Here is a 26,426-nt window from a genome sequence, read left to right on the forward strand (position 1 = left end):
GCTGGGGCACTCCCGCTGGCTTCGCCGGGGGGGACGCCCACCCACGGCCGCCAGGCCGTAGGGGGAGGTTGAGGTGCGGGGGTCTGGGGGCGGAGCCCCCGAAACGGGGTCTGGGGCGGAGCTCCGGTTCGGGATGGGGGGTACCACCCACGCCGCCAGGCGGAGAGGGAGGGCGGAGTGGGGAACAAGCCCCCCGCAGGCGCTCCCGGCGGCCTCGCCCCTCACGGCGCACCCGGCGGGACGAACGGCAGCCCGGCAGGCGGGCCCTGTTCGATCAGCCGCAGCAGCGCGTCCGTGTCCGCGTGCTCCTCGATCAGATCCCCGAGGCGGTCCAACTGCTCCTCGCGCAGCGCGCCGAAGCTCGTGTCCGGCGCCGGCACGAACCGGCGGCCCGCCTGCGCGGCGACCTCCCGCAGGAACGCCCGGCGGAAGCCGTCGCTCTCCAGCGAGCCGTGCCAGTGCGTGCCCCACACGGACCCGACCCGGCAGCCTTCCGGGCTGTGTCCTCGGTCGTCGGAGATGAACCCCTCCCCGCCCAGCACCTCGGCGACGCCGTGGTGGATCTCGTACCCCTCAACCCGCTCGCCGAGCGCCTCGCCGACGGGGCGCGCGAGGGTCTTCTCCCGCGCGAACCGCACCCGTACCGGCAGCAGCCCGAGTCCTTCGACCTCGCCCGCCTTCGACTCCACGTCGTCCTCGATGCGTTCGCCCAGCGCCTGGTAACCACCGCAGATGGCGAGCACCGGCCCGCCCTCCGCGGCCCGGCGGACCAGGGCCTGCGCCAGCCCGCGTTCCCGCAGCCACGCCAGCGCCTTCACCGTGCCGCGCGTGCCGGGGACGACCACCAGGTCGGCGTCGGCCAGTTCCTCGGGCCGGTCCACGAACCGGACGACGACGCCCGGTTCGGCGGCCAGCGCGTCGACGTCGGTGAAGTTCGACATCAGCGGCACCGCGCACACCGCGACCCGCAGCACGTCCTCGCCGACCGGCGGGGCGACGACCGACTCGCGGACCGCGCCGCGCAGGGACACCCTCAGGCCGTCCTCCTCGTCGATGCCGAGCCCGTGCGCGTACGGCAGGACGCCGAACGTCCGCCGCCCGGTGAGTCCGTGCAGCATGTCGAGTCCGGGCTCCAGCAGTGTCACGTCCCCGCGGAACTTGTTGACCAGATAGCCGGCGACGAGTGCCTGGTCCTCGGGGGCGAGCAGTGCCGTCGTCCCGAAGAACTGTGCGAACACCCCGCCGCGGTCGATGTCCCCGACCACGAGGACGGGCAGCCGCGCGGCCCGCGCGATGCCCATGTTCACGATGTCCGTGCGCCGCAGGTTGATCTCGGCCGGACTGCCCGCCCCCTCGCAGATCACGGCGTCATACGTGCCCCGCAGCTCCTCCAGGCACGCCATGACCGGTTCGAACAGCTCGCGCTGCCGGTTCCCGTGGTAGCCCTTCGCACTCATCTCGCCGATGGGCTTTCCCATCAGGACGACCTGGCTGGAGCGGTCGCCGCCGGGCTTGAGCAGCACCGGGTTCATCAGCGCGGTCGGCTCCACACGGGCCGCCTGCGCCTGCATCGCCTGGGCCCGCCCGATCTCCGCGCCCTCGCGCGTCACGAACGAGTTCAGTGACATGTTCTGGCCCTTGAAGGGCGCGACCTTCACACCCCGCCGCACCAGCCACCGGCAGATCCCGGCGGTCACGACGCTCTTGCCCGCGTCCGACGTGGTCCCCGCGACCAGCAGTCCGCCGCCGCTCATGTACGTCTCCCCCTCATGGCCCCCCAGGCCAGTCGCGCGCCCGCGCATGTCGCGAGCGTCAGCACGCCGATCCGCCGCGACAGCCGCACGGCCCTCCCGATGTCCCCGAACTCCACGGCCCGCCCGGTTCCGTTGAGCACCGGCCGGTGCTCGACGCGGCCCCCGTACGACAGGGTCCCACCCAGCCGGACGCCGAGCGCCCCCGCGAACGACGCCTCCACCGGGCCCGCATTGGGGCTCGGGTGCTTCGCCGCGTCGGCCCGCCAGGCGCGTACCGCCCCCCGCGGGTCGGGACCCGCGATCGCGGCGAGTGCCGCGGTGAGCCGTGCGCCGGGCCAGCCCGCCACGTCGTCGAGGCGTGCCGAGGCCCAGCCGTAGCGCCGGTGGCGCGGCGACTTGTGGCCGACCATGGCGTCCAGCGTGTTCACGGCACGGAAGCCGAGGAGCCCGGGAACGCCCGCGACAGCGCCCCACACCAGGGCGCCGACGACGGCGTCCGAGGTGTTCTCGGCGACCGACTCGACGACGGCGCGGGCGATCTGCTGCTCGTCGAGGGACTGCGGGTCACGCCCGCACAGATGGGGGAGCCGCGCGCGGGCCGCCTCGACGTCCCCCGTGGCCAGCGCCTCGCCGACGAGGCGCGCCTCCCGGCCGAGCGTGGTGCCCCCGATCACGGCCCAGGTGGCGGCGGCGGTCAGAGCGACGGACGCGGCGGGGGAGCGGCGCACAGCACGGGACGCCAGCGCGCCCACGGCGACGGCGCCGCCGGCGCAGAGGGCCGTGTGCAGGGCGCCCCGGCCCCGGTGGTCACGCCACAGCAGTCGCTCGACGGCGCCCGCGGCCCGCCCGAAGGCGGCGACGGGGTGCCCGCGGCGTGGGTCGCCGACGAGCTGGTCGACGACGAGGCCCGCGGTGGCGCCGTACACGAATACGCGATCGGCACGCACGGGGTCAGTGATCCCGCAGGCGGGGTCCGACGGAGAGGGCTGAACGGCAGCCGGGCATGGCAGAAGTCCTCACTCAGGGTCCGCGCCCTGGTTCGACGTGACCGGCGGCGAGAGTTCCTGGCTCCCCAGGGTGTGATCTTCCCGGGTGACAGTGGCGGGACCGCGCCGGATTCGCACCGGACTTCCTCTTCTGCCGCCGTAGATGGCCCCGGCAGTCCACCACGCCCGCGAACGCCCGTCAACTCACCCTTGACCTGCGGAAGGACAGTGTGCGAAGCCCCACACCCCGGACGCGCCGGAGCCGGGCCGGAGGCACGCGGGGTGCCTCCGGCCCGGCTCCGGGCGGGTCTGCGTCGTCAGCGGACGAAAGGACTCTAAGGGGAGTCAGGTGACGATCAGATAGATGCCGTACGCCACGGCCGCGGCGCACAGGGCGAAGCAGGCGTAGGCGCCGGTGCGGACCATGGTGGCCGATCCGCCGTCGGCGGCCGCCGCCTCGTGCTTGGTCAGGCCCACGATGCCCAGGGTGAACAGGCCCACCAGGGCGACGGTGGCGACGAGGCTCACGCCGAACACGGAGCCGAGAGCTGCCCAGTCGATCTTCATGCTGATGATTCCTTACACCGTGGCCGGACGGGCCGGCTCGGGCTCGGCCGGGGCCGGGATGGTGGTCTTGAGCTCGCCCGCGGGCGGCGGGGTGACGGCCGCGATGGCGGTGGTGACGACGCCGGCGGGCTCCTGGTCCTCGGTGTCGTTGACGTTGGTGTGGTCGACGACCTGGCGGCGGGAGACGAACCAGATCGCGGCGCAGGACGCGACCAGGAAGACGGCGACGGCCGCGACGCCCCAGTCACCCTGCTGGGTGACGAACTCCGAACCCGCGGCGACCAGACCGGCGGCCGGCAGGGTCAGACCCCAGGCGACGAACATCCGGGTCGCGGTGGACCAGCGCACGACACCGCCCTTGCGGCCGAGACCCGCGCCCATCACCGCGCCGGAGCACGAGTGGGTGGTCGACAGGGAGAAGCCGAGGTTGGAGGAGGCGAGGATGACGCTCGCCGCGCCGGTCTGGGCGGCGAAGCCCTGCTGCGGCTGGAGGTCGGTCAGGCCCTTGCCCATGGTGCGGATGATGCGCCAGCCGCCGAGGTAGGTGCCGAGGGCGATGGCGACACCGGCGGAGACGATGACCCACAGGGGAGGGTTGGAGCCGGGGGCGATGACGTTCCCGGCGACCAGGGCCAGGGTGATGATGCCCATCGTCTTCTGTGCGTCGTTGGTGCCGTGCGCCAGGGAGACGAGACCGGCGGACGCGATCTGCCCGGCGCGGTAGCCCTTGGAGGTGGCCTTCGAGTCGGCGTTCCGGCCGATCTTGTAGGTCAGCCGGGAGGCCAGGAACGCGGCGAGACCGGCCACGAGCGGCGCGGCGACCGCGGGGATCAGCACCTTGGTGACGACGACGCCGCCGTTGACCGCGTCGAAACCGACGGACGCGACGGTGGCACCGATGAGGCCGCCCATCAGGGCGTGCGAGGAGCTGGACGGCAGACCGATGAGCCAGGTCAGCAGGTTCCAGAGGATGGCGCCGACGAGCGCCGCGAAGATGACTTCAGGTGAGATGCCTGATTCGTCGACGAGGCCACTGGAGATCGTCTTCGCGACCTCCACGGACAGGAAAGCGCCGACGAGATTCAGAACGGCGGACATGGCCACCGCGGTCTTGGGCTTCAGGGCGCCGGTCGAGATGGTCGTCGCCATCGCGTTGGCGGTGTCGTGGAAACCGTTCGTGAAATCGAACACGAGAGCTGTCACGATCACAATCGCGAGCAGCAGCGTGATGTGTTCCATTTACCCAGGCAATCGTTTGACGTCATTGACTCGGCGACCGTAGGCAACCTGGGTGAACGGAAGATGAACTGGGCCCGGCTCTGCGGTGTCCGTAAGTAGGTACCGCGCATTCCGCTTGCCCCTTTTCGGCCCTTGCGACAGCACCGGGCATCCACTCGAACACACTCCGTCGCCTGTCGCCCGAAGAGGCGCGCCTGACAGGATCTCCGCATGACGGATCACGCGGAGACGGACACGATCGAACGGGCCTGGCGGGACGTCGTCACGACGGCCCGCAGAACCGCGGCGGAGGGTCTCGTGGTCGGCACGTCCGGCAACGTCTCCGTCCGCGTCGGCGACCTCGTGCTCGTCACCCCGAGCGGGGTGCCCTACGACCGGCTCGGACCCGACGACACCGTCGCCGTCGACCTCGACGGCCATCAGGTCATCGGCACGCTCGCCCCCACCAGCGAGCTGCCGCTGCACCTGGAGGTCTACCGCGGCACACCGGCCGGGGCCGTCGTGCACACCCACGCCGTACACGCCACCGCCGTCTCCACGCTGGTGCCCGAGCTGCCGCCGGTCCACTACATGACGGCGGCACTCGGCGGCCCGGTCCGCGTGGCGCCCTACGCGCTGTACGGCACACCCGAACTGGCCCGCAACATGCTCATGGCCCTGCGCGAGCGCACGGCCTGCCTCCTCCAGAACCACGGCACCGTCGCCTACGGGGCGACCCTGCCCCAGGCGTACGACCGCACGGCCCAGCTGGAATGGATGTGCCAGGTCTGGCTGAAGGCGTCCTCGCTCCCGTCGCTGACCCCCCGCCTTCTCTCGGAAGCGGAACTCTCGGCGGCGGCCGCCCGGCTCCACACCTACGGCCAACCCCACCGCGACGCCCCTTGACCGGCCCCTCCGCCCGTCCCCCGGCGCTTCGAGCGCCGGGGGAACGCCCCCGCGCGAGCGGCCCCCGCCGTGCCCACTGGCACCCCCGCCCGCCCCCGCCGACACTGGATCCGTGCGCCCCGCTACAGCGACGGCAGCGGCCGTCACCACACTCATCGGCGTCGGCGCGGCCACGGTCGCCGCCGGCCGCCACGCGAGCAGCGCCGCCCTGGGAGCGTCCCGCCCCCTCCCGGGCGACCCGAGACTCACCGTGCACGGGACCGGTTCCGGCCGCGTGACGCTCACGCGCAGCCTCGCCTCCCTGCGACGGGGGACGTACGGGCTGGAGGGCTCCGGCGTCCACGCCGTCGTCGGTCCCGTCCTCGACGACGTCACGCACTCCGCGGACACCGTGGTACGCCGCCTGGAACGCGTCGTCGCAGGCGGCCTCCGCCCCGGCAGCCGGGTCCGCTTCACCCCGCAGGTGCACAGCGGCGACCCGGCCGGCGCCCTCGGCATCCCGCACGCCGACGTCCTCGTCCCCGGCGAACTCGGCGCCCTCCCGGCATGGTTCGTCCCCGGCAGGCGCTCCACCTGGGTGATCACGGTCCACGGCATCGGCACGACCCGGGAGCACCCGCTGAACCTGCTCCCCTTCCTGCGCGACCAGCAGTTCCCCGTGCTGAACGTCGCCTACCGCGGCGACGAGGGCGCTCCCCGCCCGCCGGACGGCCTGAGCCACCTCGGGGACTCCGAGTGGCGCGACCTGGACGCGGCCGTACGGCACGCCGTGCGGCACGGCGCCGAGCGCGTCATCGTCCACGGCTGGTCCACAGGCGCCGCGATGGCGCTGCGGGCCGCCGCCAACTCCGGCCTGCGCGACCGCATCAGCGGGCTCGTGCTGGACTCGCCGGTCCTCGACTGGGAGACGACCCTGCGCGCCCTGGCCGCCGCCCGCCACACCCCGGGCCCGCTGCTTCCCCTCGCCGTGCGCGCCGCCCTCGGCCGCACCGGCCCGCACGGCGACCGGATCGCCGAGGCCGCCGACCCGTCGGCCGTCCGCGTCCCGGTGCTGATCTTCCACGGGCCGGACGACACCATCGCCCCCTGGCAGTACTCGCGGCGACTCGCGGCCGAACGCCCCGGTCTGATCGGCCTGCACACCGTGCCCGGCGCCCCGCACGCCGCGATGTGGAACGCCGACCCCAAGGCGTACGAAGAGGCCCTCCGCCGCTTTCTCACCCCTCTCATGTAACCGCAGGCGAGAGCCGTGTCCGGCCCGGCCTCCCGCCTTCCGTTTGGGCTTTCGGGCCGTCAGCGGGAAGACTGCTCCCCGTGACGTCCCGAAAGCCTGATGAGCAATTGGCGCGCAACTCCAGACTCCGTCTTGTCCGCCCGCGATCCCTGGCCACCGCACGACGGGCCGTGACGACCCGGCGCACCCGTCCGGCGCCCCGTCCGCCGGAGGGCACGCCCGCCCCCGCCGAGCTGGCACGACAGGCCCGCGCGGTCCTCGCCGACGCCGTTCGCATCGCCCGCTGGGCCGCCGCGGGAGCCGCCGCGTCCCTGCCCGAAGGACGCTCCGGCGGCGACCCGGCCGCCGCCCCGCCCGTCGTCGGCGCGCGGGAACGGGCCGCGGCCGCACTCGACCTGACGCCGGACCAGGTCCGCGCGGGATGGGACCGCGCCCGCCTCGCCGGCCTGATCGAACTGCACGGCGGCACCGCACGCCCCGGTTGGCGGCTGCGCGCCTGGGACCGTGACGACATGGCCGTGCTGCGCGGCTGGGTCGCTCTGTTCGACGCATGGTCGCTCGCGCACCCCGCTCCCGAGGACGTCGCACCCACCGTCGTGGCCGAGGTCGTGGAGGCCGTGCCCCAGGTGCTCTCCCTCCTTCAGCTCTCGGCCGGCCCCGTGCTCGTACCGGCCCTGCTCGATCTGCTGCAGCAGCGCGTCGCCGAACTGCGCGAGGAACGCTGCGAGGTCCCGTACGGCCCCCGCGGCGACACGCAGCCCACCGCCGGTGAGCCCGGGGCCCCTGTCGACGGCGACCGCGACGACGTCCCCCTCTCCGTGCTGCTCGACTGGGCCCTCGAAGGACTCGCCGCCGTCGGCGCCCTGACTCTCGAGCGCGGCCAGGCCACGCTCACCCCCCTCGGCAACTGGGCGGTGTGGGTCAAACTCGAGCAGATCTGCGTCGCCGCGCAGAGCCCCGCGGGCAACATCGAGCAGTCCGCCGAGGACATGCTCCGTGGATGCGCCCGTCTCACCCCCGGCCCCGCACGCGCCGAATACCGCGCCTGGCTCGCCGCCCGCACCGTCTCCAGCGCGGTCGCCGAGCTCCTCGCCGTCGCGCGGGGCGAGGACGCCCTGCTGCGCGGACTGGCCTTCGAGGCGCTCCGTGTCGTCGGCGCCCCTGCCGAGCCCGAGGTCCGCGCGGCCGCCGTCGAACCGTCCCTGCGCCCCTACGCCCTGCTGTGGCTCGCCGAGTACGAGGGGGCCGATCCCGAGGACGCCGCCGAGGTCCTCACTCGGGAGGAAGCCACCTGGCTCTGGGTGGACACCGCAGCCGCCGTCGCGGACCACGGTGAGCCCCAACTGCTGCTGCGCCACCTCGATTCCGCGGTCCAGGGCACGGTCCCGGCGCTCATCGAGGAGGTCCGGGTCGGCGGCCACCCCCGTACGGTCCAGGTCCTCGTCGCCCTCGCTGCCGCGCACCCGGACCCGGCCCTGGCCAAGGCAGTCCGGAGGGCTGCCTTCCAGGTGCACACCGGCGGCGTCTGACACGCGGCACACGCACCCCCGGGGGCGGCGCGGGCTACGACGATTCCGCCACCCCCGGGGTGTACGTGCCGAAGCTCCAGATGTTGCCCTCGACGTCCCGGGCCATGTAGTCCCGTGCCCCGTAGTCCTGATCGGTCGGCGGCATGACGATCTCGGCGCCGTGCTCGACCGCCGTGCCGTGATGCGCGTCCACGTCGTCGACATGGACGAACACCCCGGACGGGCCCGCCCCCTGCATCAGCTTGTCGAACTCACTCCCGGTGCCCTTGCTGCCCAGCATCACCATGCCGTTGCCATACGTCAGCTCGGCGTGCAGCACCCCGCCGTTTTCGTCCTCGTACACCGCGTGTTCGGTGAAGCCGAAGGCTTCGGTGAGCTGTCTGATCGCGGCCTTGGCGTCCTTGTAGACCAGCGTGGGACAGATGCTCGGCGACTGCGTCATCCCGATCACTCCTCACTCGCTCGACGACAGGATGGTGATCTGCGTCTCAGTCTGGCACCGCCCACCGACAATCCCGGGCCGCGTCGGCCCCGCACGTCAACACCGCGCGGAAAGGCTCAGCCGAACGTGTCGCACCGGGCCGTCCAGGTCGACCCTGGTACGCCCTTTCGACGCCACTGTGTCGCGGCCCTCCCGGCGCGCCGCGGACCCGCGGGACCGATCGCCCGGGCTGCGGCCGCAGCCGGAAAAGCACTTGCCATGCCCCGTTAGACTGAGCCGTATGGCAATTCTCCTTGTGCATTAGACGGCGTCGAAGCGTCGCTCGCCCGTCCCTTCCGCCGTCCAACCGCCCTGGAGTATTTCCCCCGTGATCACCGCATCCGGTATCGAGCTGCGCGCAGGCGCGCGCGTCCTCATCGAGTCCGCCTCCTTCCGTATCGCCAAGGGCGACCGCATCGGCCTCGTCGGCCGCAACGGAGCGGGCAAGACCACGCTCACCAAGTGCCTCGCCGGTGAGGGCATCCCCGCCGCCGGCACGATCTCCCGCTCCGGCGAGGTCGGCTACCTCCCGCAGGATCCCCGCACCGGCGACCTCGACGTCCTCGCCCGCGACCGCATCCTCTCCGCCCGTGGCCTCGACGTCCTGATCCGCAAGATGCGCCAGAACGAGGACCGCATCGCCAACGGGCTGGGCGCGACCCGGGAGAAGGCGCTCAAGCAGTACGAGCGCCAGGAGACGGAGTTCCTGACCAAGGGCGGTTACGCCGCAGAGGCCGAGGCCGCCACCATCGCCGCCGCGCTCGGCCTGCCCGACCGGGTCCTCGGTCAGCCGCTGCACACGCTCTCCGGTGGTCAGCGCCGCCGCGTGGAGCTCGCCCGCATCCTCTTCTCGGACGCCGACACGCTCCTCCTCGACGAGCCCACCAACCACCTCGACGCCGACTCGATCGTCTGGCTGCGCGACTACCTGAAGACCTACCGCGGCGGATTCATCGTGATCTCCCACGACGTCGACCTCGTCGAGACGGTCGTCAACAAGGTCTTCTACCTCGACGCCAACCGTTCCGTGATCGACGTCTACAACATGGGCTGGAAGCTCTACCAGCAGCAGCGCGAGGCCGACGAGAAGCGCCGCAGGCGCGAGCGGCAGAACGCCGAGAAGAAGGCCGCCGCCCTCAACTCCCAGGCCGACAAGATGCGGGCCAAGGCCACGAAGACGGTCGCCGCGCAGAACATGGCCCGCCGCGCCGAGCGCCTGCTGTCCGGCCTCGAGGAGATCCGGGTCGCCGACAAGGTCGCCAAGCTGCGCTTCCCCGAGCCCGCACCGTGCGGGAAGACGCCGCTGACCGCCGAGGGCCTGTCCAAGTCCTACGGCTCGCTCGAGATCTTCACCGACGTCGACCTCGCCATCGACAAGGGCTCGCGCGTCGTCATCCTCGGCCTCAACGGCGCGGGCAAGACGACGCTGCTGCGTCTCCTCGCCGGTGTCGAGAAGCCCGACACCGGTGCGGTCACCCCCGGCCACGGCCTCAAGCTCGGGTACTACGCCCAGGAGCACGAGACCCTCGATCCGGACCGCACGGTCCTGGAGAACATGCGCTCCGCCGCGCCCGACCTCGACCTCGTCGAGGTCCGTAAGACGCTCGGCTCGTTCCTCTTCTCCGGTGACGACGTCGACAAGCCGGCCGGGGTGCTCTCCGGCGGTGAGAAGACCCGTCTCGCGCTCGCCACGCTGGTCGTCTCATCGGCCAACGTCCTGCTGCTCGACGAGCCCACCAACAACCTGGACCCCGCCAGCCGCGAGGAGATCCTCGGCGCGCTGCGCACGTACAAGGGCGCCGTCATCCTCGTCACCCACGACGAGGGCGCGGTCGAGGCCCTGGAGCCGGAGCGGATCATCCTGCTCCCGGACGGCGTCGAGGACCTGTGGGGTGCGGACTACGCGGACCTGGTGGCGCTCGCCTGACGCGCGCGGGCGCCTCCGGGCGCTCCTCCGTGCTCGCCAAGCGGCGCGGGTGTCCCCGCGCGCCCGTTGATCCACTCCGTATGGATCATTCGGCCTACGCGTGATCCATCATCTGCGTGAGGGCGTCTCGTACCCCGGCGTGGCGGCTCGCCGGCCGCCCCCACCCGCCCTCCGGTCCGCCTGCACCCCTCCCTGCCCCGCTGACCAGGCATTTCCGCGAACGGCCAGGCGATACGTTCCCTCTCGTACGACCGGAGGGATTGATTCCGGTCATGGTGGCCGCATATCGCATGACCAAGCGTTCCGGACTGACCTTGTCGAATGGGTGGCCAGGACGCCCGTGAGGGGTGATCATGAGAAGTCCAGAGCGCACTTCCCATGAGGAGGCACGGGTGGCCGAGACTCTGAAGAAGGGCAGCCGGGTGACCGGCGCCGCGCGCGACAAGCTCGCGGCAGACCTGAAGAAGAAGTACGACTCCGGTGCGAGCATCCGGGCGCTGGCCGAAGAGACCGGCCGCTCCTACGGATTCGTCCATCGGATGCTCAGTGAGTCCGGAGTCGTTTTGCGTGGACGCGGCGGAGCGACGAGGGGCAAGAAGGCCGCCTCGGCCTGACACAGCCCGTCGTAAGGACTCCTTCGGCCCATCGGTTCCGCGGTGGCCACCCGGGCGGTCGTCCGACCGGTCCGGGTGGTTACTGTGCAGTCGCTTATCTTCGTAGGCACCACTGCACCGAACCGGAGGCGTCCCATGACTTCGCTCGACCCTGTGCTCGACAAGGACGGTGTGCGACTCACCGTCGACGGCGCCGTTGCCACGGTGACCCTGACCAAGCCGGACAAGCGCAACGCCCAGGACTTCGCGCTGTGGCGGGCATTGACGCAGGCCGGCCGGTCACTCCCTGGCGACGTGCGTGTCGTGGTGCTGCGCGGTGAGGGCAAGTCCTTCTCCGCGGGACTCGACCGTCAGGCCTTCACCCCTGAGGGCTTCGAGGGCGAGCCGTCGTTCATCGACCTCGCGCGCAGCAGCGACGCGGAGGTCGACGCGGCCATCGCCGAGTTCCAGGAAGCGTTCACCTGGTGGCGCCGCAGTGACATCGTCACCATCGCGGCCGTCCAGGGCCACGCGATCGGCGCGGGCTTCCAGCTCGCCCTCGCCTGTGACCTTCGCGTGGTGGCCGAGGACGTCCAGTTCGCCATGCGGGAGACCAGCCTCGGCCTCGTCCCGGACCTCACCGGCACGCATCCCCTCGTGTCGCTCGTCGGCTACGCCCGCGCGCTCGAGATCTGCGCGACCGGCCGGTTCGTCCACGCCGAGGAGGCCGAGCGCACCGGCCTGGCCAACCTCGTCGTGCCCGGCGCCGAACTGGACGCTGCCGTACGGGACCTCGCCGCCGCGCTCGTCGGCGCGCCCCGCGACGCCGTGATCGAGACCAAGGCCCTGCTCCAGGGCGCCTCGGGACGCTCCTTCGAGGAGCAGTGCGCGGCCGAGCGCGCCGCCCAGGCCCGCAGGCTCCGGGACCTCGCCGGTCTCGGCGACTGACCGGGCACCACACGCGTACGTCGCACACCGGCCGAGCCCTCGGGAACGGCCGGTGTGCGACGTACTGCCCAGGGGCGTCAGGCGACCGACGAGATCAGGACCGCGACCGGGCGGCCGTCAGCGAGTGCGGCGGACACCGCCGTACGCACCGCACGGCCCACGTCCAACGCCCGGAATCCCTCGGCCGTGGCGACCTCGACCCGTACCCGGTCCGCGGCCGTGTGCACGGCGCCGCCGCCCAGTTCCGCCGTCAGGCACGCCACGCCCGCCGTCGCCGCGGCGGCCTCACCCGCCGCGTCCGAGGGCGTCACGGGCGAGGGGACATGGGCCGGAGCCGGTGGCAGGGGACTTTCCGGCAGAGCTGCCACTCGCAGATCCACCTCGGTGACCACCAGGCCCAGCCGGTCCGCCGCCGCCCTGGCCAGCGCCGACCGCAGGGCCGCCGTCACCGCCGGCAGCGGCTCCCCGCTCCACACCGCGAGCTCTGCCGCGAGCCGGTGGGCCCCCGGCGGAAGAGCGCTCGGCGGCGGGGGCACCGCGGGCTCGCCTGCCGCTGCGGGGTCCGCGAGCCTCACGTCGAGCCGGGTCACGGCCGCGCCCCGTACCGCCTTCGCGGCGGCCTTGACGAGCACCGACGCGGCCGCGCGTTCAGCGAGCCAGGTGCCGTCCTCGGGCCCTCCGAGCGCCACCAGCCTGCCGAGGCCCAGCACCTGCCGCATCCGCCGCATCGCTTCCGCAGTCGTCATTCCTCCAGCCTGCCGCATCCACGCCGCGAGACGGGGAAATCGCACTTAATGTGGGCAAAGGGAGGTCACCACCACCCGAAAGGAACCGCGATGACCGAGACAGGTGAGCGCAACCGGCCCCAGAGCACGGGGAACGAAACGGCCGGCGGCGAGCCGTCGTCCCGCAGGACTTCCATCGGCAAGCGGGTCGACCCCGGCGTCCGCGGGCGCACCACGATCGCCGACGGTGTCGTGGAGAAGATCGCCGGACTCGCCGCGCGGGACGTCGTCGGCGTCCACGCGATGGGCAGCGGCATCTCCCGCACCTTCGGCGCCGTACGCGACCGGGTTCCCGGCGGCAGCAGCAGGTCCAACGTGACGCGAGGCGTCAAGGCCGAGGTCGGCGAGGTGCAGACGGCCCTGGACCTGGAGATCGTCGTCGACTACGGCGTCGCCATCGCCGACGTCGCGCGCGACGTCCGGGAGAACGTGGTCGCCGCTGTCGAGCGGATGACCGGTCTGGAGGTGGTCGAGGTCAACATCGCCGTGAGCGACGTCAAGCTGCCCGATGAGGAAGAGGACGAGCCGGAGCAGCGTCTCCAGTAGAGGAGCTCAGAATGGGCATGGCCGTGGTCGGCATGGTGGCCGGCATGGCGCTCGGATTCGCCGGGTACTTCGGTGGATTCGGAGCGTTTCTGCTGGTCGCCGCATTGGGAGCGGTCGGTTTTGTGGTGGGCAGGCTGCTCGAGGGAGATCTGGAGGTCGGGGACTTCTTCCGGGGTCGCGATCGTGGCGTAGGGCCTCGGTGACGCGCTGTGGCGGCCGATCGTGTTGCCCCCGCCGAACGCGGGGCGACCACTGTCGCCGACCGCGTCGTGGCCAAGATCGCCGCGCATGCGGCACGGGAGGCGCTCGAGCGCCTGCCCGAGGGCGTCTCGCCACCCCACGCGATGGTCGTCGTGCACCACGACACGGCCCGGGTCCGCATCAGCCTCGAACTCGACTACCCAGGTGACATCGGCCGCCAGTGCGGCGCGGTGCGTCGTCAAGTAGCCCACCGGGTAAGGACATTGGCGGGGATGGAGGTGCCCGAGGTGGCGGTGCAGGTCGAGCGCCTGCACTCATCGGCGCAGGGGAGGATTCGATGACCGAGCCCGAACAGACCCACCGGCCCGTCCGCGAACTGGACCAGTCCGCCTCCGCCGCGGCCTACGACCCCGCGCCGGTCCCGGCGGAAGGGGAGCACGGCAGGGCGGGGCGCTTCTGGTCGGCGCGCCGCGTCCCCGCCGCGCTGCTCGCCCTGGTGGCCCTCGCGGGATCGGGGCTGTTGCTCTACGACGTCGCCGCCGTACGGGCAGACCGGCCCGCCATGTACTGGCGGCGAGCCCTGGCCGACCACCTCGACCGATGGCGTCTCGACGAGGTTGCGGTCCTCGTGGTCGCCGGAGCGGTGGTGCTCGTCGGCGTCTGGCTGATCGTTCTCGCGGTGACGCCGGGGCTGCGCGGGGTGCTGCCCATGCAGCGGGACCGCGCGCACGTACGGGCCGGGCTGGACCGGAAGGCGGCGGCGCTCGTGCTGCGCGACCGCGCGATGGAGGTGTCCGGAGTGCAGTCCGTACGCGTCCGGATGGGACGCACCAAGGCCACGGTGCGTGCCCGCTCTCACTTCCGCGAACTCGACGACGTACGCGCCGATCTGGACACCGCGCTCGGAATCGGCCTCAAGGAACTGGGCCTGGCCAGACCTCCGGCCCTGGCCGTACACGTCGGCCGGCCTCCGGCCGGGAAGCGGTGAGGGGCGAGGGGTGAGACGGATGCTCGGAACGGTCAACCGGATCGTGCTCGGCCTCGCCGGGCTGGTGCTGGTGTGCGCGGGCGGCGCCGTACTGGCGGTCGGGACCGGGCTGTCCGTGCCCTCGTGGTGGCCCTGGAGCGGACGGCATGACGTGCTGCTCAGCGATGCCGACCGGATGAGGTGGCGGGACGAGGGCTGGTGGTGGCCGGTCGTCATCGCCGTCCTCGCGCTGCTGTTGCTGCTCGCGCTGTGGTGGCTTCTCGCACAGCTGCGCCGCGCCCGCCTCGCCGAGGTCCTCGTGGACACCGGCGACGGAGAGGGCGCGCTGCTGCGCGGCCGGGCGCTGGAGAGCGTGATGACGGGAGAGGCGGAGTCGCTGGAGGGCGTCTCCCACGCACGGGTCATGCTGACGGGCCGCAGCCGCAGGGCTCCGCAGGCGCGGGTCCTCCTGCAACTGGAGCCACACGCGGCCCCGGCCGAGACGGTGTCCCGGCTGGCCGACGAGGCGGTGGCGCATGCGCGGGAGTCGGCGGGGCTGTCGTCGATGCCGACCGAGGCGAGGCTGCGGGTGTCGAAGCACAAGGCGCAACGCGTGACATGAGGAAGGTGCGGAGGCTTCGCCCCCGCACCCCGCGTCCCCTTCGGGAGACCGTCAGAACCCGTGCCGCGCCCCGCCGTCCACCGGGAGCATCACGCCCGTCAGGTACGACGCCGCCGGCGACAGCAGGAACGCCGCGACCGCGCCGAACTCCGCCGGCGTACCGTAGCGCCGCAGCGGAATCCGCGACTCGTTGCCCGCGCGCGCCGCCTCCGCGTCGCCGGACAGCGCGTCGAGCTCCCGCACCCGGTCCGTGTCGATGCGTGACGGGAGCAGGCCGATCACGCGGATGCCGCGCGGCCCCAGTTCGTCGGCGAGGGACTTGGCGAAGCCCGCGAGACCCGGGCGCAGGCCGTTGGAGATCGTCAGGCCGGGGATCGGTTCGTGGACCGACCCGGAGAGGACGAAGCCGATCACGCCGCCCTCGTTCAGTTCCGCCGCCGCGGTCCGCGCCAGCCGCACCGCGCCCAGGAAGACCGAGTCGAACGCCGACTGCCACTGCTCGTCCGTGTTGTCCGCGACGAAGCCCGGCGCCGGGCCGCCCACGCTGATGAGAATGCCGTCGAAGCGGCCGAAGTGCGCCCGGGCGGCCGCTACCAGGCGCTCCGCGCCCGCCGGGTCGGCGTTGTCCGTCGCCAGGCCCACCGCGGTCGGTCCCAGTTCGGCAGCCGCTTCCTTGACCGTCTTCTCGTCCCGGCCGGTGATGACGACCTTCGCGCCGTCCGCCACCAGGGCCCGCGCGGAGGCGTTGCCCAGCCCGCGGGAGGCGCCGGTGACGATGTAGACGCGGTCCTTCAGTCCAAGATCCATGGGTCCTATCCTGCCGCCTCGTGCCGACCCAGCGCGAGGGCGGTGTGCACCAGGCCGATATGGCTGAACGCCTGGGGGAAGTTGCCGAGCTGGCGTCCGGCCACCGGGTCGTATTCCTCGGACAGCAGGCCCACGTCGTTGCGCAGTGCCAGCAGACGTTCGAACATCTCGCGTGCCTCCTCCGTACGCCCTGTCATGCACAGCGCGTCCGTCATCCAGAACGAGCACGCCAGGAACGCGCCCTCGCCGCCCGGCAGGCCGTCGACGGAGACGCCCTCCGTGCTGTAGCGCCGCACCAGCGGGCCGTTGCCGAGCTCGGCCTGCACCGCCTTGACCGTGCCGAGGACTCGGGGATCGTCCGGGGGCAGGAAGCCGACGTGCGGGATCAGCAGCGTCGCCGCGTCCAGGCCCGTCGAGCCGTACGACTGCGTGAACGTGTTCCGCACCGGGTCGAAGCCCCTCTCGCACACCTCCCGGTGCACCTCGTCGCGCATCGCACGCCAGCGCGCGGCGTCACCGCGCAGCGTCGGGTCGGCCTCCAGGGTGCGTACGGCGCGGTCGGCCGCGACCCACGCCATGATCTTGGAGTGCACGAAGTGGCGGCGCGGCCCGCGCACCTCCCACAGCCCCTCGTCCGGTTCGCGCCACTTCGACTCCAGGAACCCGAGGAGGCTCAACTGGATGTTCCACGCGTGCCGCTCGGCCTGCAGGCCTGCCCCCCTGGCCAGGAAGAGCGAGTCGATGACCTCGCCGTAGACGTCGAGCTGGAGCTGGTAGGCCGCGTCGTTGCCGACGCGGACCGGGACGGACCCGGCGTAGCCGCCGAGCCAGCCCAGCTCCGTCTCGGCCATCCGGCGCTCGCCCGCGAGCCCGTACATGATCTGCAGGTCGGCGGGGTCGCCGGCCACCGCCCGCAGCAGCCAGTCGCGCCAGGCCGCGGCCTCGTCGAGATAGCCCGCCGCGAGCAGGGCGCCGAGCGTCAGGGTGGAGTCGCGCAGCCAGCAGAAGCGGTAGTCCCAGTTGCGCACACCGCCGATCTCCTCGGGGAGCGATGTCGTCGGGGCGGCGACGATGCCGCCCGTGGGCGCGTACGTGAGCGCCTTGAGGGTGATCAGCGAGCGCAGGACCGCCTCCCGGTACGGGCCCTCGTACCGGCACCGGGACGACCACTCGGCCCAGTCCTCCAGGCAGTGGCGCAGCGCCTCGTGGGGGTCGACCAGAGCGGGGCGCGGCTTGTGCGAGGGGTGCCAGGTGAGGACGAAGGCGACCTTCTCGCCCGCCCCGACCGTGAACGCCGAGCAGGTGCTGAACTGCTGGCCCCACGTGTGCACCTGCGGTTCGCTGCGCAGCCAGACGGAATCGGGACCCGCCACCGCGACCCGGTGGCCGTCGGAGCGCCGCATCCAGGGCACGATGTCGCCGTAGTCGAAGCGCAGCCGCAGGGTGGAGGCCATCTCGACGGTGCCGCTGACGCCTTCCACGATGCGCATCACATCGGGGGCTTCATCCCGTTGCGGCATGAAATCGAGCACTTTGACGGTTCCGGTGCGGGTCCGCCACACCGTCTCCAGTACCAGTGATTCATCGACATATCGACGACTCGTGCACCGGGCGGCACCCTTGGGGGCGAGGCGCCAGTGCCCGTTCTCCTCGTTGCCGACGAGCGCCGCGAAGCAGGCCGCGGAATCGAACCGGGGCAGGCAAAGCCAGTCGATCGAACCGTCCGCACCGACCAGTGCCGCGGTCTGCAGATCACCGATGAGGGCGTAGTCCTCGATACGTTGGGTCACGCTCTGGCGTGTTCCCGGCCCGGTTGGCCGCTAAGCGGCCGCGTGGGCCGGTTCCGGCGTGCCGTTCGCGACCGCCGCCGCCCTGTCCCGCTTCTCCCGCCGTACGAGAATCACCCAGCCGACGGGCACGGCCGCGGCGAACAGCCACCACTGGACGGCATACGCCATGTGCGCGCCGATGGAGTCGTGCTCGGGGTCGGGGATCTGTTCCGGGCCGGCCGCGGCCGGCTTCGGCTCCGTCTGCTCCAGATAGCCGCCGAGCACCGGGCGGTCCAGCAGCTTCGCCTGCTGCCCGCTGTTGATCAGCATCACCTGGCGCGGCGGCAGACCCGCCAGGTCCTTGATGCCGCTCGCACCGGTCGTCTCGTCCGCCTTGAGCCGGCCGGTGACGGTGATAGTGCCCTTGGGCGCGGCCGGCACCTCGGGGAACGCCTTCTGGTCGGCGGCGGCCGGCACCCAGCCGCGGTTGACGAGCACCGCTGAGCCGTCGGCCAGCAGCAGGGGAGTCAGAACATGGAAGCCGACGCGGTCGTCGGCGTTGGTGCGGCGGCGTACGACGACCTCATGGGCCGGGTCGAACGTGCCCTGCGCGGTGACCTGCCGCCAGTAGTCGTCCCGCGGGACCGTGTGCCCCGGGGAGGTCAGCTCGGCCACCGGCACCGGCTCGGCGTCGACGTTCCGGGCGATGAGGGAGTTCTGCGCGACGCGGCGCTCGTGGCGGTGCAACTGCCAGAAGCCCAGCTCGACCATCGTGGGGATGAGGACGAGGGCGATGAGGGTGAGGATCACCCACTGCCGGGACAACAGGAAGCGGTACACGGCTTCGACCGTACCCGTAGTGCCCCGGCGCCGGGACGCGGGGTCCCGGTGGCGCCCCGTCCCGGCCGCCGGGGCACGGGTCAGACCCTGTCGACGATGCCGGCCCTCCCCTCGGCGCGGGCGCAGTGCGCGCCGCAGTACCAGTGGCCCTCGGCCTCGACACCCTGGCCGATGATCTGGACCCGGCAGTGCTCACAGATGGGCGCCATGCGGTGAATGGCGCAGGAGAAGCAGTCGAAGACGTGCACCGCGCCCTGCGCGTGCACCTCGAAGGACATGCCGTAGTCGTTTCCGCAAACCTCGCAACGTGCCATGCGCCACAGGGTGGGACGCGAGGCGGGCGGGGGGCGAGCGGGCGGCGGGCGAGTCGCGCGGGGTTCACTCCGATGCGGGTGCCATGCCCGGCAGCATTCCCTGCTCCGCTCCCTGCTCCGCTCCCTGGTCCGTCTCCGGCTCCGTCGCGTGGTCCGGGCCCTGCTCGGGCAGGCCCGCCGGGCGGCCCGGCGCCGGGACGCCTCCCGTGGCCGCGGCCGTGCCCGCCGCCGGGACCACGTGCCCCAACAACTGGGTGAACGCCGCCTCGTCGACGACCGGTGTGCCGTACGAAGCGGCCTTGACCGCCTTCGACGTCGACGCGTGCGGATCGTTGGTCACCAGCAGGCTCGTCAGCCGCGACACGCTCGTGGCGACGTGCAGGCCCTCCTCGGTGGCCCGGTCCTCCAGCAACTCGCGCTCTATGGAGGTGTCGCCGGAGAACGCCACCCGCATGCCCTGCTTCAGCTGCCCGCCCGGCTCGTACCTGCCCGGGTTGGGGTAGGGGCACGGGGGACGCCTGCGCGACGGCCGCCAGCTGCTCCGCCCGTACGACGGCTGGTAGCCGACGCGCGGGGCGGGCGGGGTGTCTGACCACTCGGTCAGCGGGCGGCACTCCAGCAGCGGCAGCCGTACGCCGTCGCGCGCCGCCGAGTGCAGACTCGGCCGGAACGCCTCGGCCAGCACCCGCGCGTCGTCCAGCGCGTGGTGGGCCCGCTGCTGCACGACGCCGTAGTGCGCGGCGAGGGTCTCCAGCTTGAAGTTGGGCAGCGGCAGCGCGAGCTCCCTGGCGAGCGCGATGGTGCACAGACGCTGCCGGGTCGGCGCGGTCCGCCCCGAGCGCGCGTACTCCCGGGCGAGCATGCCCCAGTCGAACTTGGCATTGTGCGCGACCAGGACGCGGCCCTCCAGGCGCTCGGTGAGCTCACCGGTGATGTCACCGAAGAGCGGCGCGCCGCGGAGCATCTCACTCGTCAGACCGTGGATCTCCACCGGGCCGGGATCGCGCTCCGGATCGACGAGGGTGTACCAGTGGTCCTCGATGTTGCCCCGGGAGTCCAGGCGGTAGACGGCAGCGGACACTATCCGGTCGTAGTGGAACAGGCCGGTGGTCTCCACGTCGACGACCGCGTATCCCTCGGGGTACGCGGTCGGCCACGTCGTCGCTGCGGTCGTACGGTCGTCGAGCATGGTCACAGAGAATACGGGCCGGGACCGACAACGCAGGATGGCCCCGTGCTCCCGGCGCCTCGCACCGGGCGCCGCCCGATCTGCGGTCCCGTTCCGGCGGGTTGTCCGGGCGCGGTTCACGGCTCGGGTGAGACGCTCCCGGAATGAGTGACCAGACTTCGCGGCAGGCGCACGACGAACCGCACGGCGGCGGACTCGGCACGCGTCTCAACTGGCTGCGCGCCGCGGTCCTCGGCGCCAACGACGGAGTCGTCTCCACCGCCGGCCTCGTCGTCGGCGTCGCCGGAGCGACCGACGAGCGCGGGACCCTGCTCACCGCGGGCCTTGCCGGACTGCTCGCGGGCTCCATGTCGATGGCCGCGGGCGAATACGTCTCCGTGTCCACGCAGCGGGACTCGGAGAAGGCCGCCCTCGCCGTCGAGAGGCGCGAGCTGCGCGAGCAGCCCAAGGCCGAACTCGACGAACTCACCCAGCTGTTGGCCGAGCGCGGGCTGTCCCGCGAGGTGGCCAGGGAGGCCGCCGAACAGCTCACCGAACGGGACGCACTGCGCGCGCACGCGCGCGTGGAGCTCGGGATCGACCCCGACGAGCTGACCAATCCCTGGCACGCGGCGGGCGCGAGCTTCCTCGCCTTCACGGCGGGCGCGTTGCTGCCGCTGCTCGCGATCGTCCTGCCGCCCTCCTCGGTCCGCCTGTACGTCACGGTCCTGTCGGTGCTCGCGGCCCTGGGGCTCACCGGCTGGTGGAGCGCCCGTCTGGGCGCGGCGCAGCCGGGCCCCGCCGTGCTGCGCAACACCGCCGGCGGGGCGCTGGCCATGGCGGTGACGTACGCGGCCGGGACGCTGCTGGACGCGGCGGGGGTCTGAACGTCAGTCGCGCCACCGGGGCGTGTCCGTGCCCCAGAGCCCGGCCGGGCGGGCCCAGTCGAGGGGGCCGCCGTCGAACGCGACCGCGGGCAGGGCATGGCGCAGCCGGCCCATGGGGCTGTCCGTCTCGGTGAGCCACCGCTCGGCGTCGTACTCGCCCGGGGCGGTGTCCGGGGTCCTCTCCAGGCCGTTCACCAGCCACGCGGCCGTCTGCGCGAGGGCCAGGTCGACCAGCCTCGCGCCGCCCGTCCCGTGCTGCTCGGTCAGCGCCCGCAGCACTCCGGCGGCGAGCAGGTACCCGGTGCCGTGGTCCAGGGCCTGCGCGGGAAGTGCCCCCGGCCGTTCCCCGTCGCCCTCGGTCTCCGCGATACCGGAGGCGACCTGGACCAGGCTGTCGAAACCGCGCCGGCCCGCCCACGGCCCGTACCGCCCCCACGCCGAGAGCCGGGCCACGACCAGGCCGGGGCGTCGTGCCGCGAGCTCCTCGGGTGCGAGACCGAACCGGTCCAGGGCGCCCGGCCGGTAGCCGGTCACCACCACGTCCGCGGAGGCGAGCAGTTCCCCGAACGTGTCCCGGTCCGCGGCGACGGCCAGGTCGAGCCGGGTGGACCGCTTGCCCATGCCCGTGTCGTTGTGGGCCTCCTGACTCTCCGGCAGGCCGGGGGAGTCGATCCTCAGCACATCGGCGCCGAGCAGGGCCAGGGTGCGGGTCGCGACCGGGCCCGCCAGCACCCTGGTCAGGTCGAGCACGCGCAGCCCCGCACAGGGCAGCGCCGCCGAACCGCCCGCCGCCCTCGGTGCGGGGCCGTCCCCGATGCGCCGCACGACCAGCAGCGGGTGCGCGGCTGCGGCGGCGCCCTGCGGATGCCCGGCCCACTCCTTCGGCCCGCGCGCGGCGACGGCCAGGCCGCCCGCCGCGTACACGGTCTCCTCGACGTCCAGTGCCTGCCGCTCTCCGACGGCGGCCGCGACGGCGTCCTCGCCCGCGTCGCCGGGCAGGCCGAGCGCGGCGAGCAACCGGGCCCGGTGGTGCGGGTAGTTGGCGTGTGTCCGCACCCACCCGTCGGCCGCGCGCCAGAAGCGGGACAGCGGGGCGAACGTCACCGGGGCCGCCCCGTCCACCCGCACCAGCCGGTCGCTGAGGAACGCCGCCGTCACGGCGCCGTCGTCCACCCGGACCGCGGGGACGGGGCCGCCGGTGCGGCGGGCGGCGAGCTCCGCGGCGGCCAGCGAGCACACGGCCACGGTGGAACGCGCGAGCTCCATGACCGGCAGACGGGCCGGCAGCGCGCCCCGGCCCTCGTACGTCACGCGGTCCACCAGGGCGGGATCGCCGCCCAGCGCGGCCCAGGCAGCGGCCGTACCGCTCGAAGATGTCTGACCCATACAGCCACTATGGCACCGAGTGCCACCTGAAGGGGCCCGGTGCGGACATCCGCACCGGGCCCCGAAAAGCGGTGGATCAGGGGTGATTACCGGCGAACGGCGTCGAGAGCGTCCGCGACGCCCTCACCGTAGAAGCCGTTCTTGTCCTCGTCGCCCTCGCAGACCGCGTCGACCGTCCCGTTCTTGTCGATGTCGTACGGGTTGGTGCACGCGGTGTCGTCGGCCTGCACGGAGAGCAGGGCCTTCACCATCGCCGGCGACGCGTACGGGTGCGTCGACTTGATCAGCGCGGCGACACCCGCGACGTGCGGGGAGGCCATCGACGTACCGGCCTTGTAGCCGAAGCCGCCGCCCGGCAGGGTCGACAGGATCCGGCCGTCGACGGCCGGCGCGTCGGGCGCCTGGAAGCGGGTGGCGTCGCCGCCGGGGGCGGAGATGTCGATGACGCCGTTGCCGTAGTTGGAGTACGAGGACTTCAGGTTCTTCGCGCCCAGCGCGGAGACCGTGACGACGCCCGGGATCTGCGTCGGGATGTCCAGGCACTCGGCCGGGTTGACCTTGCGCTCGACCGGCGTGGTGTCGTTCGGGCTCGAGGTGTCGGTGAGCTCGTCGGACGCGAGGTCCATCCGCGAGTTGCCGGCGGCGGCGACGTTCACCGCGCCCTTGCTCTCCGCGTACCGGATGGCGCGCCGGTGCGACTCGATCAGAGCCTTCTGGTCGGCGTCGTTCTTGCAGTTGAACAGCCACGGGTCGGTGTAGTAGCTGTTGTTGGTCACGTCGACACCGTGCTCGGCGGCCCACACGAAGCCGCAGACGACGGCCTCGGTGTAGAAGAAGCCGTCGGGCTGCGAGACCTTGATGCCGGAGACCTTCACGCCCGGCGCGACACCCGTGATGCCGGTGCCGTTCTTCGCCGCCGCGATCGTGCCCGCGACGTGCGTGCCGTGGTCGCTCTCCGTCGGGCCCGGGCGCCAGGCGCCGTCCGCCGTGTCGGCCACACCGCCGACACAGCTGACGGATGCCTCGCGGTCGAAGTTGGGCGCCAGGTCCGGGTGCGTGTCGTCGACACCTGTGTCGATGACCGCGACCGTGACCTTCTTGCTGCCGAGCGTCTTCTCGTGCGCCTTGTCCGCCTTGATGGCGGGCAGGTCCCACTGCAGCGGCTCGAGCGCGTCCTGGCCCGCCGCCGCCTGGCCCGCCGCCGCCTTGGCCTCCTCGGCGGTGAGCGGGCGCTCCGACTCGATGGCCGTGTCGGCCACGGGGGCCAGCGGGGCGGTGCGCGTGGCACCGGCCGACTCGACACCGCGGACCTGACGGATCGTCTCCGCGAACGCAGGGTTCTGCGAGTGGACGACGATGACGCCTATCTGGTCGTACACGTGGACTATCGACCCGCCGGCCTTGGCTATCGCCTTCTTGACGGCCTTCGAGGTGCCGTGACCGCCCGTGACGTTGACCACGTAGGACAGCTTCGGACCGTCCGCCTGGACCGCTGCCGGAGCGTCGTCGGTGATTGCTGCCGACGCCGTACCCGCCGGCAGGAATCCGAGGGAGGCCGTGAGCGCCAGACCGGCGGGAAGCGCGAGTGCGCGCCGACGTCTGGATCCCAGATGAGCCATGGGTTCTCCACATCATCCGTGAAAAAACCGCCCAAACACCCCTTGCGAATGGGCGGGTTATGCCGGGTGAAGCTATCGCTGATCAAGGCGGCTCTTCAATGGATCCGCGCAGATGTACGACAACAAGTAGGACAAGAAGTGCGGAGGAAAAAGACCGAAGGTGAACCGGTTCGGCGTGTACTCCGTGCCGTTGTCAGGGAGTGGAACAACATCAAACAGCTCCCGCAAGGCAACATCCCCATGACCACCACCGAACCCGCGTCGCGAGGAGTCTCCGTGGCCACCGATGCACCGCCGCCCCCGGGCGGTAAGGGCGCCAGCCCCGCCCAGCCCACGACAGAGTCGTTCGTCCAGGTGCAGGAGAGTGCGGAATTCGGCGAACTGCGCCGCGCCTACCGCTCCTTCGCCTTCCCCCTGACCGTCGCGTTCATCGCCTGGTACCTGCTCTACGTCCTGCTCTCGAACTACGCGGGCGGCTTCATGGGCACGAAGCTCTTCGGCAACATCAACGTCGCCCTGGTCTTCGGCCTCGCCCAGTTCGCGACCACGTTCCTCATCGCCTGGTTCTACTCGCGGCACGCCGCCGCGAAGCTCGATCCGAAGGCGGACGCCATCAAGTCCCGTATGGAGGCCGACGCATGAGCCCCACGCTCCAGCTCGCGGCGTCGAGCGCGACCACCGAGCACAGGCCGCTCATCATCACCCTGTTCGCCGCTTTCGTCGTCGCCACCCTCTTCATCACGGTGTGGGCGGGCCGGCAGACCAAGGACGCCTCCGACTTCTACGCGGGCGGCCGCCAGTTCACCGGCTTCCAGAACGGCCTCGCCATCTCCGGCGACTACATGTCGGCCGCATCGTTCCTCGGCATCGCCGGCGCCATCGCCCTCTTCGGCTACGACGGGTTCCTCTACTCGATCGGCTTCCTGGTCGCCTGGCTCGTCGCCCTGCTGCTCGTCGCCGAACCGCTGCGCAACTCCGGGCGCTACACGATGGGCGACGTCCTCGCCTACCGCATGCGCCAGCGCCCCGTACGCACCGCGGCGGGCACGTCCACGATCGTCGTCTCGATCTTCTACCTGCTGGCCCAGATGGCGGGCGCGGGCGTCCTCGTCTCCCTGCTGCTCGGCATCACCAGCGACGGCGGGAAGATCGCCATCGTGGCCCTCGTCGGCCTGCTGATGATCGTGTACGTCACCATCGGCGGCATGAAGGGCACCACCTGGGTGCAGATGGTCAAGGCCGTCCTGCTCATCGCGGGCACCCTGCTCATCACGTTCCTGGTGCTGCTCAAGTTCAACTTCAACATCTCCGAACTGCTCGGCCAGGCGGCCGAGCAGAGCGGCAAGGGCGCGGCGTTCCTGGAGCCCGGCCTCAAGTACGGCGTCACCGGGACGTCCAAGCTGGACTTCATCTCGCTCGGCATCGCGCTCGTCCTCGGCACCGCCGGCCTGCCGCACATCCTGATCCGCTTCTACACCGTGCCCACCGCCAAGGCCGCCCGTAAGTCCGTCAACTGGGCCATCGGCATCATCGGCGCCTTCTACCTGATGACCATCGCGCTCGGCTTCGGGGCGGCGGCGCTCGTCGGACCGGCGGAGATCACCGCGTCCAACAAGGCGGGCAACACGGCGGCGCCCCTGCTGGCCCTGCACATCGGCGGTGTCGACTCGGCCGGCGGCGCGATCCTCCTCGCCGTGATCTCCGCCGTCGCCTTCGCCACCATCCTGGCCGTCGTCGCGGGCCTCACCCTCGCCTCCTCGTCGTCCTTCGCGCACGACATCTACGCGAACGTGATCCGCAAGGGGCAAGCCACCGAGAAGGAGGAGGTCCGCGCGGCCCGCTGGGCGACCGTCGCCATCGGCATCGTGTCCATCGGGCTCGGCGCCCTGGCCCGCGACCTGAACGTCGCCGGCCTGGTCGCCCTCGCCTTCGCGGTCGCCGCGTCCGCGAACCTGCCGACGATCCTCTACAGCCTGTTCTGGAAGAGGTTCACCACCCAGGGCGCCCTGTGGTCCATCTACGGCGGCCTGACGGCCTCGGTCGTCCTGGTGCTCTTCTCGCCGGTCGTCTCCGGCAAGCCCACCTCGATGTTCCCCGACGCCGACTTCTCCTGGTTCCCGCTGGAGAACCCCGGCCTGATCTCCATCCCCGTCGGCTTCCTGCTCGGCTGGATCGGCTCCCTGCTGTCCGGGGAGGAGCCCGACAAGGGCAAGTACGCCGAGCTGGAGGTCAAGTCCCTCACCGGCGTCGGCGCCCACTGAGTGAGCCCGCCGACACCTCGCCGTAGCGGCCGCGTCGTAGAGTCATACGACGCGGCCGTGCCGCGCCTCGTGCCAAATGGGCCACACGCGGTGTCGGTGCCCTGACGTAGG

27 protein-coding genes and 1 riboswitch are annotated in these 26,426 nt (G+C 72.3%); of the genes, 14 read left to right on the forward strand and 13 right to left on the reverse strand.

Annotated elements, in window-relative coordinates; genetic code table 11:
* Positions 1–221 precede the first annotated feature (221 nt).
* The 4 genes from QFZ82_RS30080 to QFZ82_RS30095 all read right to left on the reverse strand — a co-directional run bounded on the left by QFZ82_RS30080 (position 222) and on the right by QFZ82_RS30095 (position 4,546).
* A complete protein-coding gene (locus tag QFZ82_RS30080) occupies positions 222–1,754 on the reverse strand; it encodes a cobyric acid synthase (protein WP_307716128.1) in 1,533 nt (510 codons plus the stop codon).
* The gene (locus tag QFZ82_RS30085) at positions 1,751–2,701 is read right to left on the reverse strand and encodes a cobalamin biosynthesis protein (RefSeq protein WP_307716129.1); all 951 of its coding nucleotides are present in this window, start codon (positions 2,699–2,701) and stop codon (positions 1,751–1,753) included. The genes QFZ82_RS30080 and QFZ82_RS30085 overlap by 4 nt, the downstream gene beginning before the upstream one ends.
* A 91-nt stretch (positions 2,702–2,792) precedes the next feature.
* Positions 2,793–2,929, reverse strand: a riboswitch (cobalamin riboswitch).
* A 156-nt stretch (positions 2,930–3,085) separates the two neighbouring features.
* Complete coding sequence (locus QFZ82_RS30090) at positions 3,086–3,307, reverse strand: hypothetical protein (protein ID WP_177148928.1); 222 nt, start codon at positions 3,305–3,307, stop codon at positions 3,086–3,088.
* A 12-nt stretch (positions 3,308–3,319) separates the two neighbouring features.
* Positions 3,320–4,546, reverse strand: a complete 1,227-nt coding sequence (locus tag QFZ82_RS30095; protein ID WP_307716130.1) for an inorganic phosphate transporter — start codon at positions 4,544–4,546, stop codon at positions 3,320–3,322.
* A 210-nt stretch (positions 4,547–4,756) separates the two neighbouring features.
* Here QFZ82_RS30095 and QFZ82_RS30100 point away from each other — a divergent pair, with 210 nt between their 5' ends.
* From QFZ82_RS30100 to QFZ82_RS30110, 3 genes are all read left to right on the forward strand, one after another.
* Positions 4,757–5,431: a class II aldolase/adducin family protein gene (locus tag QFZ82_RS30100; protein WP_307716131.1), complete on the forward strand. Its 675-nt coding sequence runs from the start codon at positions 4,757–4,759 to the stop codon at positions 5,429–5,431.
* Between the two features lie 112 nt (positions 5,432–5,543).
* Complete coding sequence (locus QFZ82_RS30105) at positions 5,544–6,665, forward strand: alpha/beta hydrolase (protein WP_307716132.1); 1,122 nt, start codon at positions 5,544–5,546, stop codon at positions 6,663–6,665.
* A gap of 80 nt (positions 6,666–6,745) precedes the next feature.
* Positions 6,746–8,194, forward strand: a complete 1,449-nt coding sequence (locus QFZ82_RS30110) for a hypothetical protein (protein ID WP_373429347.1) — start codon at positions 6,746–6,748, stop codon at positions 8,192–8,194.
* A 34-nt stretch (positions 8,195–8,228) separates the two neighbouring features.
* Here QFZ82_RS30110 and QFZ82_RS30115 read toward each other — a convergent pair whose 3' ends face one another.
* Complete coding sequence (locus tag QFZ82_RS30115; protein ID WP_307716134.1) at positions 8,229–8,636, reverse strand: VOC family protein; 408 nt, start codon at positions 8,634–8,636, stop codon at positions 8,229–8,231.
* A 367-nt stretch (positions 8,637–9,003) separates the two neighbouring features.
* On the opposite strand from QFZ82_RS30115, the gene QFZ82_RS30120 reads away from it, so the two are divergent.
* The 3 genes from QFZ82_RS30120 to QFZ82_RS30130 all read left to right on the forward strand — a co-directional run bounded on the left by QFZ82_RS30120 (position 9,004) and on the right by QFZ82_RS30130 (position 12,143).
* Complete coding sequence (locus tag QFZ82_RS30120; protein WP_307716135.1) at positions 9,004–10,602, forward strand: ABC-F family ATP-binding cassette domain-containing protein; 1,599 nt, start codon at positions 9,004–9,006, stop codon at positions 10,600–10,602.
* A gap of 392 nt (positions 10,603–10,994) precedes the next feature.
* Positions 10,995–11,216 (forward strand): helix-turn-helix domain-containing protein, encoded by a 222-nt coding sequence (locus QFZ82_RS30125; protein WP_005319113.1) that lies wholly within the window; start codon positions 10,995–10,997, stop codon positions 11,214–11,216.
* 135 nt (positions 11,217–11,351) lie between these two features.
* A complete protein-coding gene (locus tag QFZ82_RS30130) occupies positions 11,352–12,143 on the forward strand; it encodes an enoyl-CoA hydratase/isomerase family protein (RefSeq protein ID WP_307716136.1) in 792 nt (263 codons plus the stop codon).
* Between the two features lie 77 nt (positions 12,144–12,220).
* Here the strand turns inward: QFZ82_RS30130 and QFZ82_RS30135 are convergent, their stop codons facing one another.
* Positions 12,221–12,889: a hypothetical protein gene (locus QFZ82_RS30135; protein WP_307716137.1), complete on the reverse strand. Its 669-nt coding sequence runs from the start codon at positions 12,887–12,889 to the stop codon at positions 12,221–12,223.
* 90 nt (positions 12,890–12,979) lie between these two features.
* Between QFZ82_RS30135 and QFZ82_RS30140 the strand changes: the two genes are divergently transcribed.
* The 5 genes from QFZ82_RS30140 to amaP are packed head-to-tail and all read left to right on the forward strand — an operon-like array spanning position 12,980 to position 15,264.
* Positions 12,980–13,474 carry an Asp23/Gls24 family envelope stress response protein gene (locus QFZ82_RS30140; protein WP_307716138.1) on the forward strand — a complete coding sequence of 165 codons (495 nt, stop codon included), beginning with the start codon at positions 12,980–12,982 and terminating at the stop codon, positions 13,472–13,474.
* An 11-nt stretch (positions 13,475–13,485) separates the two neighbouring features.
* Complete coding sequence (locus tag QFZ82_RS30145) at positions 13,486–13,677, forward strand: hypothetical protein (RefSeq protein WP_307716139.1); 192 nt, start codon at positions 13,486–13,488, stop codon at positions 13,675–13,677.
* Positions 13,678–13,683: 6 nt separating this feature from the next.
* A complete protein-coding gene (locus QFZ82_RS30150) occupies positions 13,684–14,016 on the forward strand; it encodes a hypothetical protein (RefSeq protein WP_307716140.1) in 333 nt (110 codons plus the stop codon).
* The gene (locus tag QFZ82_RS30155) at positions 14,013–14,663 is read left to right on the forward strand and encodes a DUF6286 domain-containing protein (protein ID WP_307716141.1); all 651 of its coding nucleotides are present in this window, start codon (positions 14,013–14,015) and stop codon (positions 14,661–14,663) included. Before QFZ82_RS30150 ends, QFZ82_RS30155 begins: the two co-directional genes overlap by 4 nt.
* A 19-nt stretch (positions 14,664–14,682) precedes the next feature.
* Positions 14,683–15,264 (forward strand): alkaline shock response membrane anchor protein AmaP, encoded by a 582-nt coding sequence (gene amaP / locus QFZ82_RS30160; RefSeq protein ID WP_307717890.1) that lies wholly within the window; start codon positions 14,683–14,685, stop codon positions 15,262–15,264.
* Between the two features lie 51 nt (positions 15,265–15,315).
* Here amaP and QFZ82_RS30165 read toward each other — a convergent pair whose 3' ends face one another.
* From QFZ82_RS30165 to QFZ82_RS30185, 5 genes are all read right to left on the reverse strand, one after another.
* Entirely contained in the window at positions 15,316–16,071 is a 756-nt protein-coding gene (locus QFZ82_RS30165) for an SDR family oxidoreductase (protein WP_307716142.1), read from the reverse strand.
* Between the two features lie 5 nt (positions 16,072–16,076).
* Positions 16,077–17,861: a glycoside hydrolase family 15 protein gene (locus QFZ82_RS30170; protein ID WP_307716143.1), complete on the reverse strand. Its 1,785-nt coding sequence runs from the start codon at positions 17,859–17,861 to the stop codon at positions 16,077–16,079.
* Positions 17,862–17,891: 30 nt separating this feature from the next.
* On the reverse strand, positions 17,892–18,680 hold the full coding sequence (locus QFZ82_RS30175; RefSeq protein WP_307716144.1) for an SURF1 family protein: 789 nt from the start codon (positions 18,678–18,680) through the stop codon (positions 17,892–17,894).
* A gap of 80 nt (positions 18,681–18,760) precedes the next feature.
* Entirely contained in the window at positions 18,761–18,994 is a 234-nt protein-coding gene (locus tag QFZ82_RS30180) for a hypothetical protein (RefSeq protein WP_005319131.1), read from the reverse strand.
* Between the two features lie 64 nt (positions 18,995–19,058).
* Positions 19,059–20,189, reverse strand: a complete 1,131-nt coding sequence (locus QFZ82_RS30185) for a DEDDh family exonuclease (RefSeq protein ID WP_307716145.1) — start codon at positions 20,187–20,189, stop codon at positions 19,059–19,061.
* 137 nt (positions 20,190–20,326) lie between these two features.
* On the opposite strand from QFZ82_RS30185, the gene QFZ82_RS30190 reads away from it, so the two are divergent.
* On the forward strand, positions 20,327–21,049 hold the full coding sequence (locus tag QFZ82_RS30190) for a VIT family protein (protein WP_307716146.1): 723 nt from the start codon (positions 20,327–20,329) through the stop codon (positions 21,047–21,049).
* A gap of 3 nt (positions 21,050–21,052) precedes the next feature.
* Here QFZ82_RS30190 and QFZ82_RS30195 read toward each other — a convergent pair whose 3' ends face one another.
* Positions 21,053–22,435, reverse strand: a complete 1,383-nt coding sequence (locus tag QFZ82_RS30195; RefSeq protein WP_307716147.1) for a CoA transferase — start codon at positions 22,433–22,435, stop codon at positions 21,053–21,055.
* 86 nt (positions 22,436–22,521) lie between these two features.
* Positions 22,522–24,054 carry a S8 family serine peptidase gene (locus QFZ82_RS30200; protein WP_307716148.1) on the reverse strand — a complete coding sequence of 511 codons (1,533 nt, stop codon included), beginning with the start codon at positions 24,052–24,054 and terminating at the stop codon, positions 22,522–22,524.
* A 276-nt stretch (positions 24,055–24,330) separates the two neighbouring features.
* Here QFZ82_RS30200 and QFZ82_RS30205 point away from each other — a divergent pair, with 276 nt between their 5' ends.
* Both QFZ82_RS30205 and QFZ82_RS30210 read left to right on the forward strand, forming a co-directional pair.
* Entirely contained in the window at positions 24,331–24,696 is a 366-nt protein-coding gene (locus tag QFZ82_RS30205) for a DUF485 domain-containing protein (protein WP_307716149.1), read from the forward strand.
* The gene (locus tag QFZ82_RS30210) at positions 24,693–26,315 is read left to right on the forward strand and encodes a cation acetate symporter (protein ID WP_307716150.1); all 1,623 of its coding nucleotides are present in this window, start codon (positions 24,693–24,695) and stop codon (positions 26,313–26,315) included. Before QFZ82_RS30205 ends, QFZ82_RS30210 begins: the two co-directional genes overlap by 4 nt.
* Positions 26,316–26,426 lie beyond the last annotated feature (111 nt).

Origin of the sequence: Streptomyces sp. V4I23 (assembly GCF_030817975.1) — a bacterium.
Taxonomy (GTDB): domain Bacteria; phylum Actinomycetota; class Actinomycetes; order Streptomycetales; family Streptomycetaceae; genus Streptomyces.

Bases quoted from the DNA above. Each gene is read 5' to 3' on its own strand.
- QFZ82_RS30080 (WP_307716128.1), bottom strand. From the start codon at position 1,754: ATGAGCGGCGGCGGACTGCTGGTCGCGGGGACCACGTCGGACGCGGGC.
- QFZ82_RS30090 (WP_177148928.1), bottom strand. From the start codon at position 3,307: ATGAAGATCGACTGGGCAGCTCTCGGCTCCGTGTTCGGCGTGAGCCTC.
- QFZ82_RS30095 (WP_307716130.1), bottom strand. From the start codon at position 4,546: ATGGAACACATCACGCTGCTGCTCGCGATTGTGATCGTGACAGCTCTC.
- QFZ82_RS30100 (WP_307716131.1), top strand. From the start codon at position 4,757: ATGACGGATCACGCGGAGACGGACACGATCGAACGGGCCTGGCGGGAC.
- QFZ82_RS30115 (WP_307716134.1), bottom strand. From the start codon at position 8,636: ATGACGCAGTCGCCGAGCATCTGTCCCACGCTGGTCTACAAGGACGCC.
- QFZ82_RS30130 (WP_307716136.1), top strand. From the start codon at position 11,352: ATGACTTCGCTCGACCCTGTGCTCGACAAGGACGGTGTGCGACTCACC.
- QFZ82_RS30135 (WP_307716137.1), bottom strand. From the start codon at position 12,889: ATGACGACTGCGGAAGCGATGCGGCGGATGCGGCAGGTGCTGGGCCTC.
- QFZ82_RS30140 (WP_307716138.1), top strand. From the start codon at position 12,980: ATGACCGAGACAGGTGAGCGCAACCGGCCCCAGAGCACGGGGAACGAA.
- QFZ82_RS30145 (WP_307716139.1), top strand. From the start codon at position 13,486: ATGGGCATGGCCGTGGTCGGCATGGTGGCCGGCATGGCGCTCGGATTC.
- QFZ82_RS30155 (WP_307716141.1), top strand. From the start codon at position 14,013: ATGACCGAGCCCGAACAGACCCACCGGCCCGTCCGCGAACTGGACCAG.
- amaP (WP_307717890.1), top strand. From the start codon at position 14,683: ATGCTCGGAACGGTCAACCGGATCGTGCTCGGCCTCGCCGGGCTGGTG.
- QFZ82_RS30165 (WP_307716142.1), bottom strand. From the start codon at position 16,071: ATGGATCTTGGACTGAAGGACCGCGTCTACATCGTCACCGGCGCCTCC.
- QFZ82_RS30180 (WP_005319131.1), bottom strand. From the start codon at position 18,994: ATGGCACGTTGCGAGGTTTGCGGAAACGACTACGGCATGTCCTTCGAG.
- QFZ82_RS30190 (WP_307716146.1), top strand. From the start codon at position 20,327: ATGAGTGACCAGACTTCGCGGCAGGCGCACGACGAACCGCACGGCGGC.
- QFZ82_RS30195 (WP_307716147.1), bottom strand. From the start codon at position 22,435: ATGGGTCAGACATCTTCGAGCGGTACGGCCGCTGCCTGGGCCGCGCTG.
- QFZ82_RS30200 (WP_307716148.1), bottom strand. From the start codon at position 24,054: ATGGCTCATCTGGGATCCAGACGTCGGCGCGCACTCGCGCTTCCCGCC.
- QFZ82_RS30210 (WP_307716150.1), top strand. From the start codon at position 24,693: ATGAGCCCCACGCTCCAGCTCGCGGCGTCGAGCGCGACCACCGAGCAC.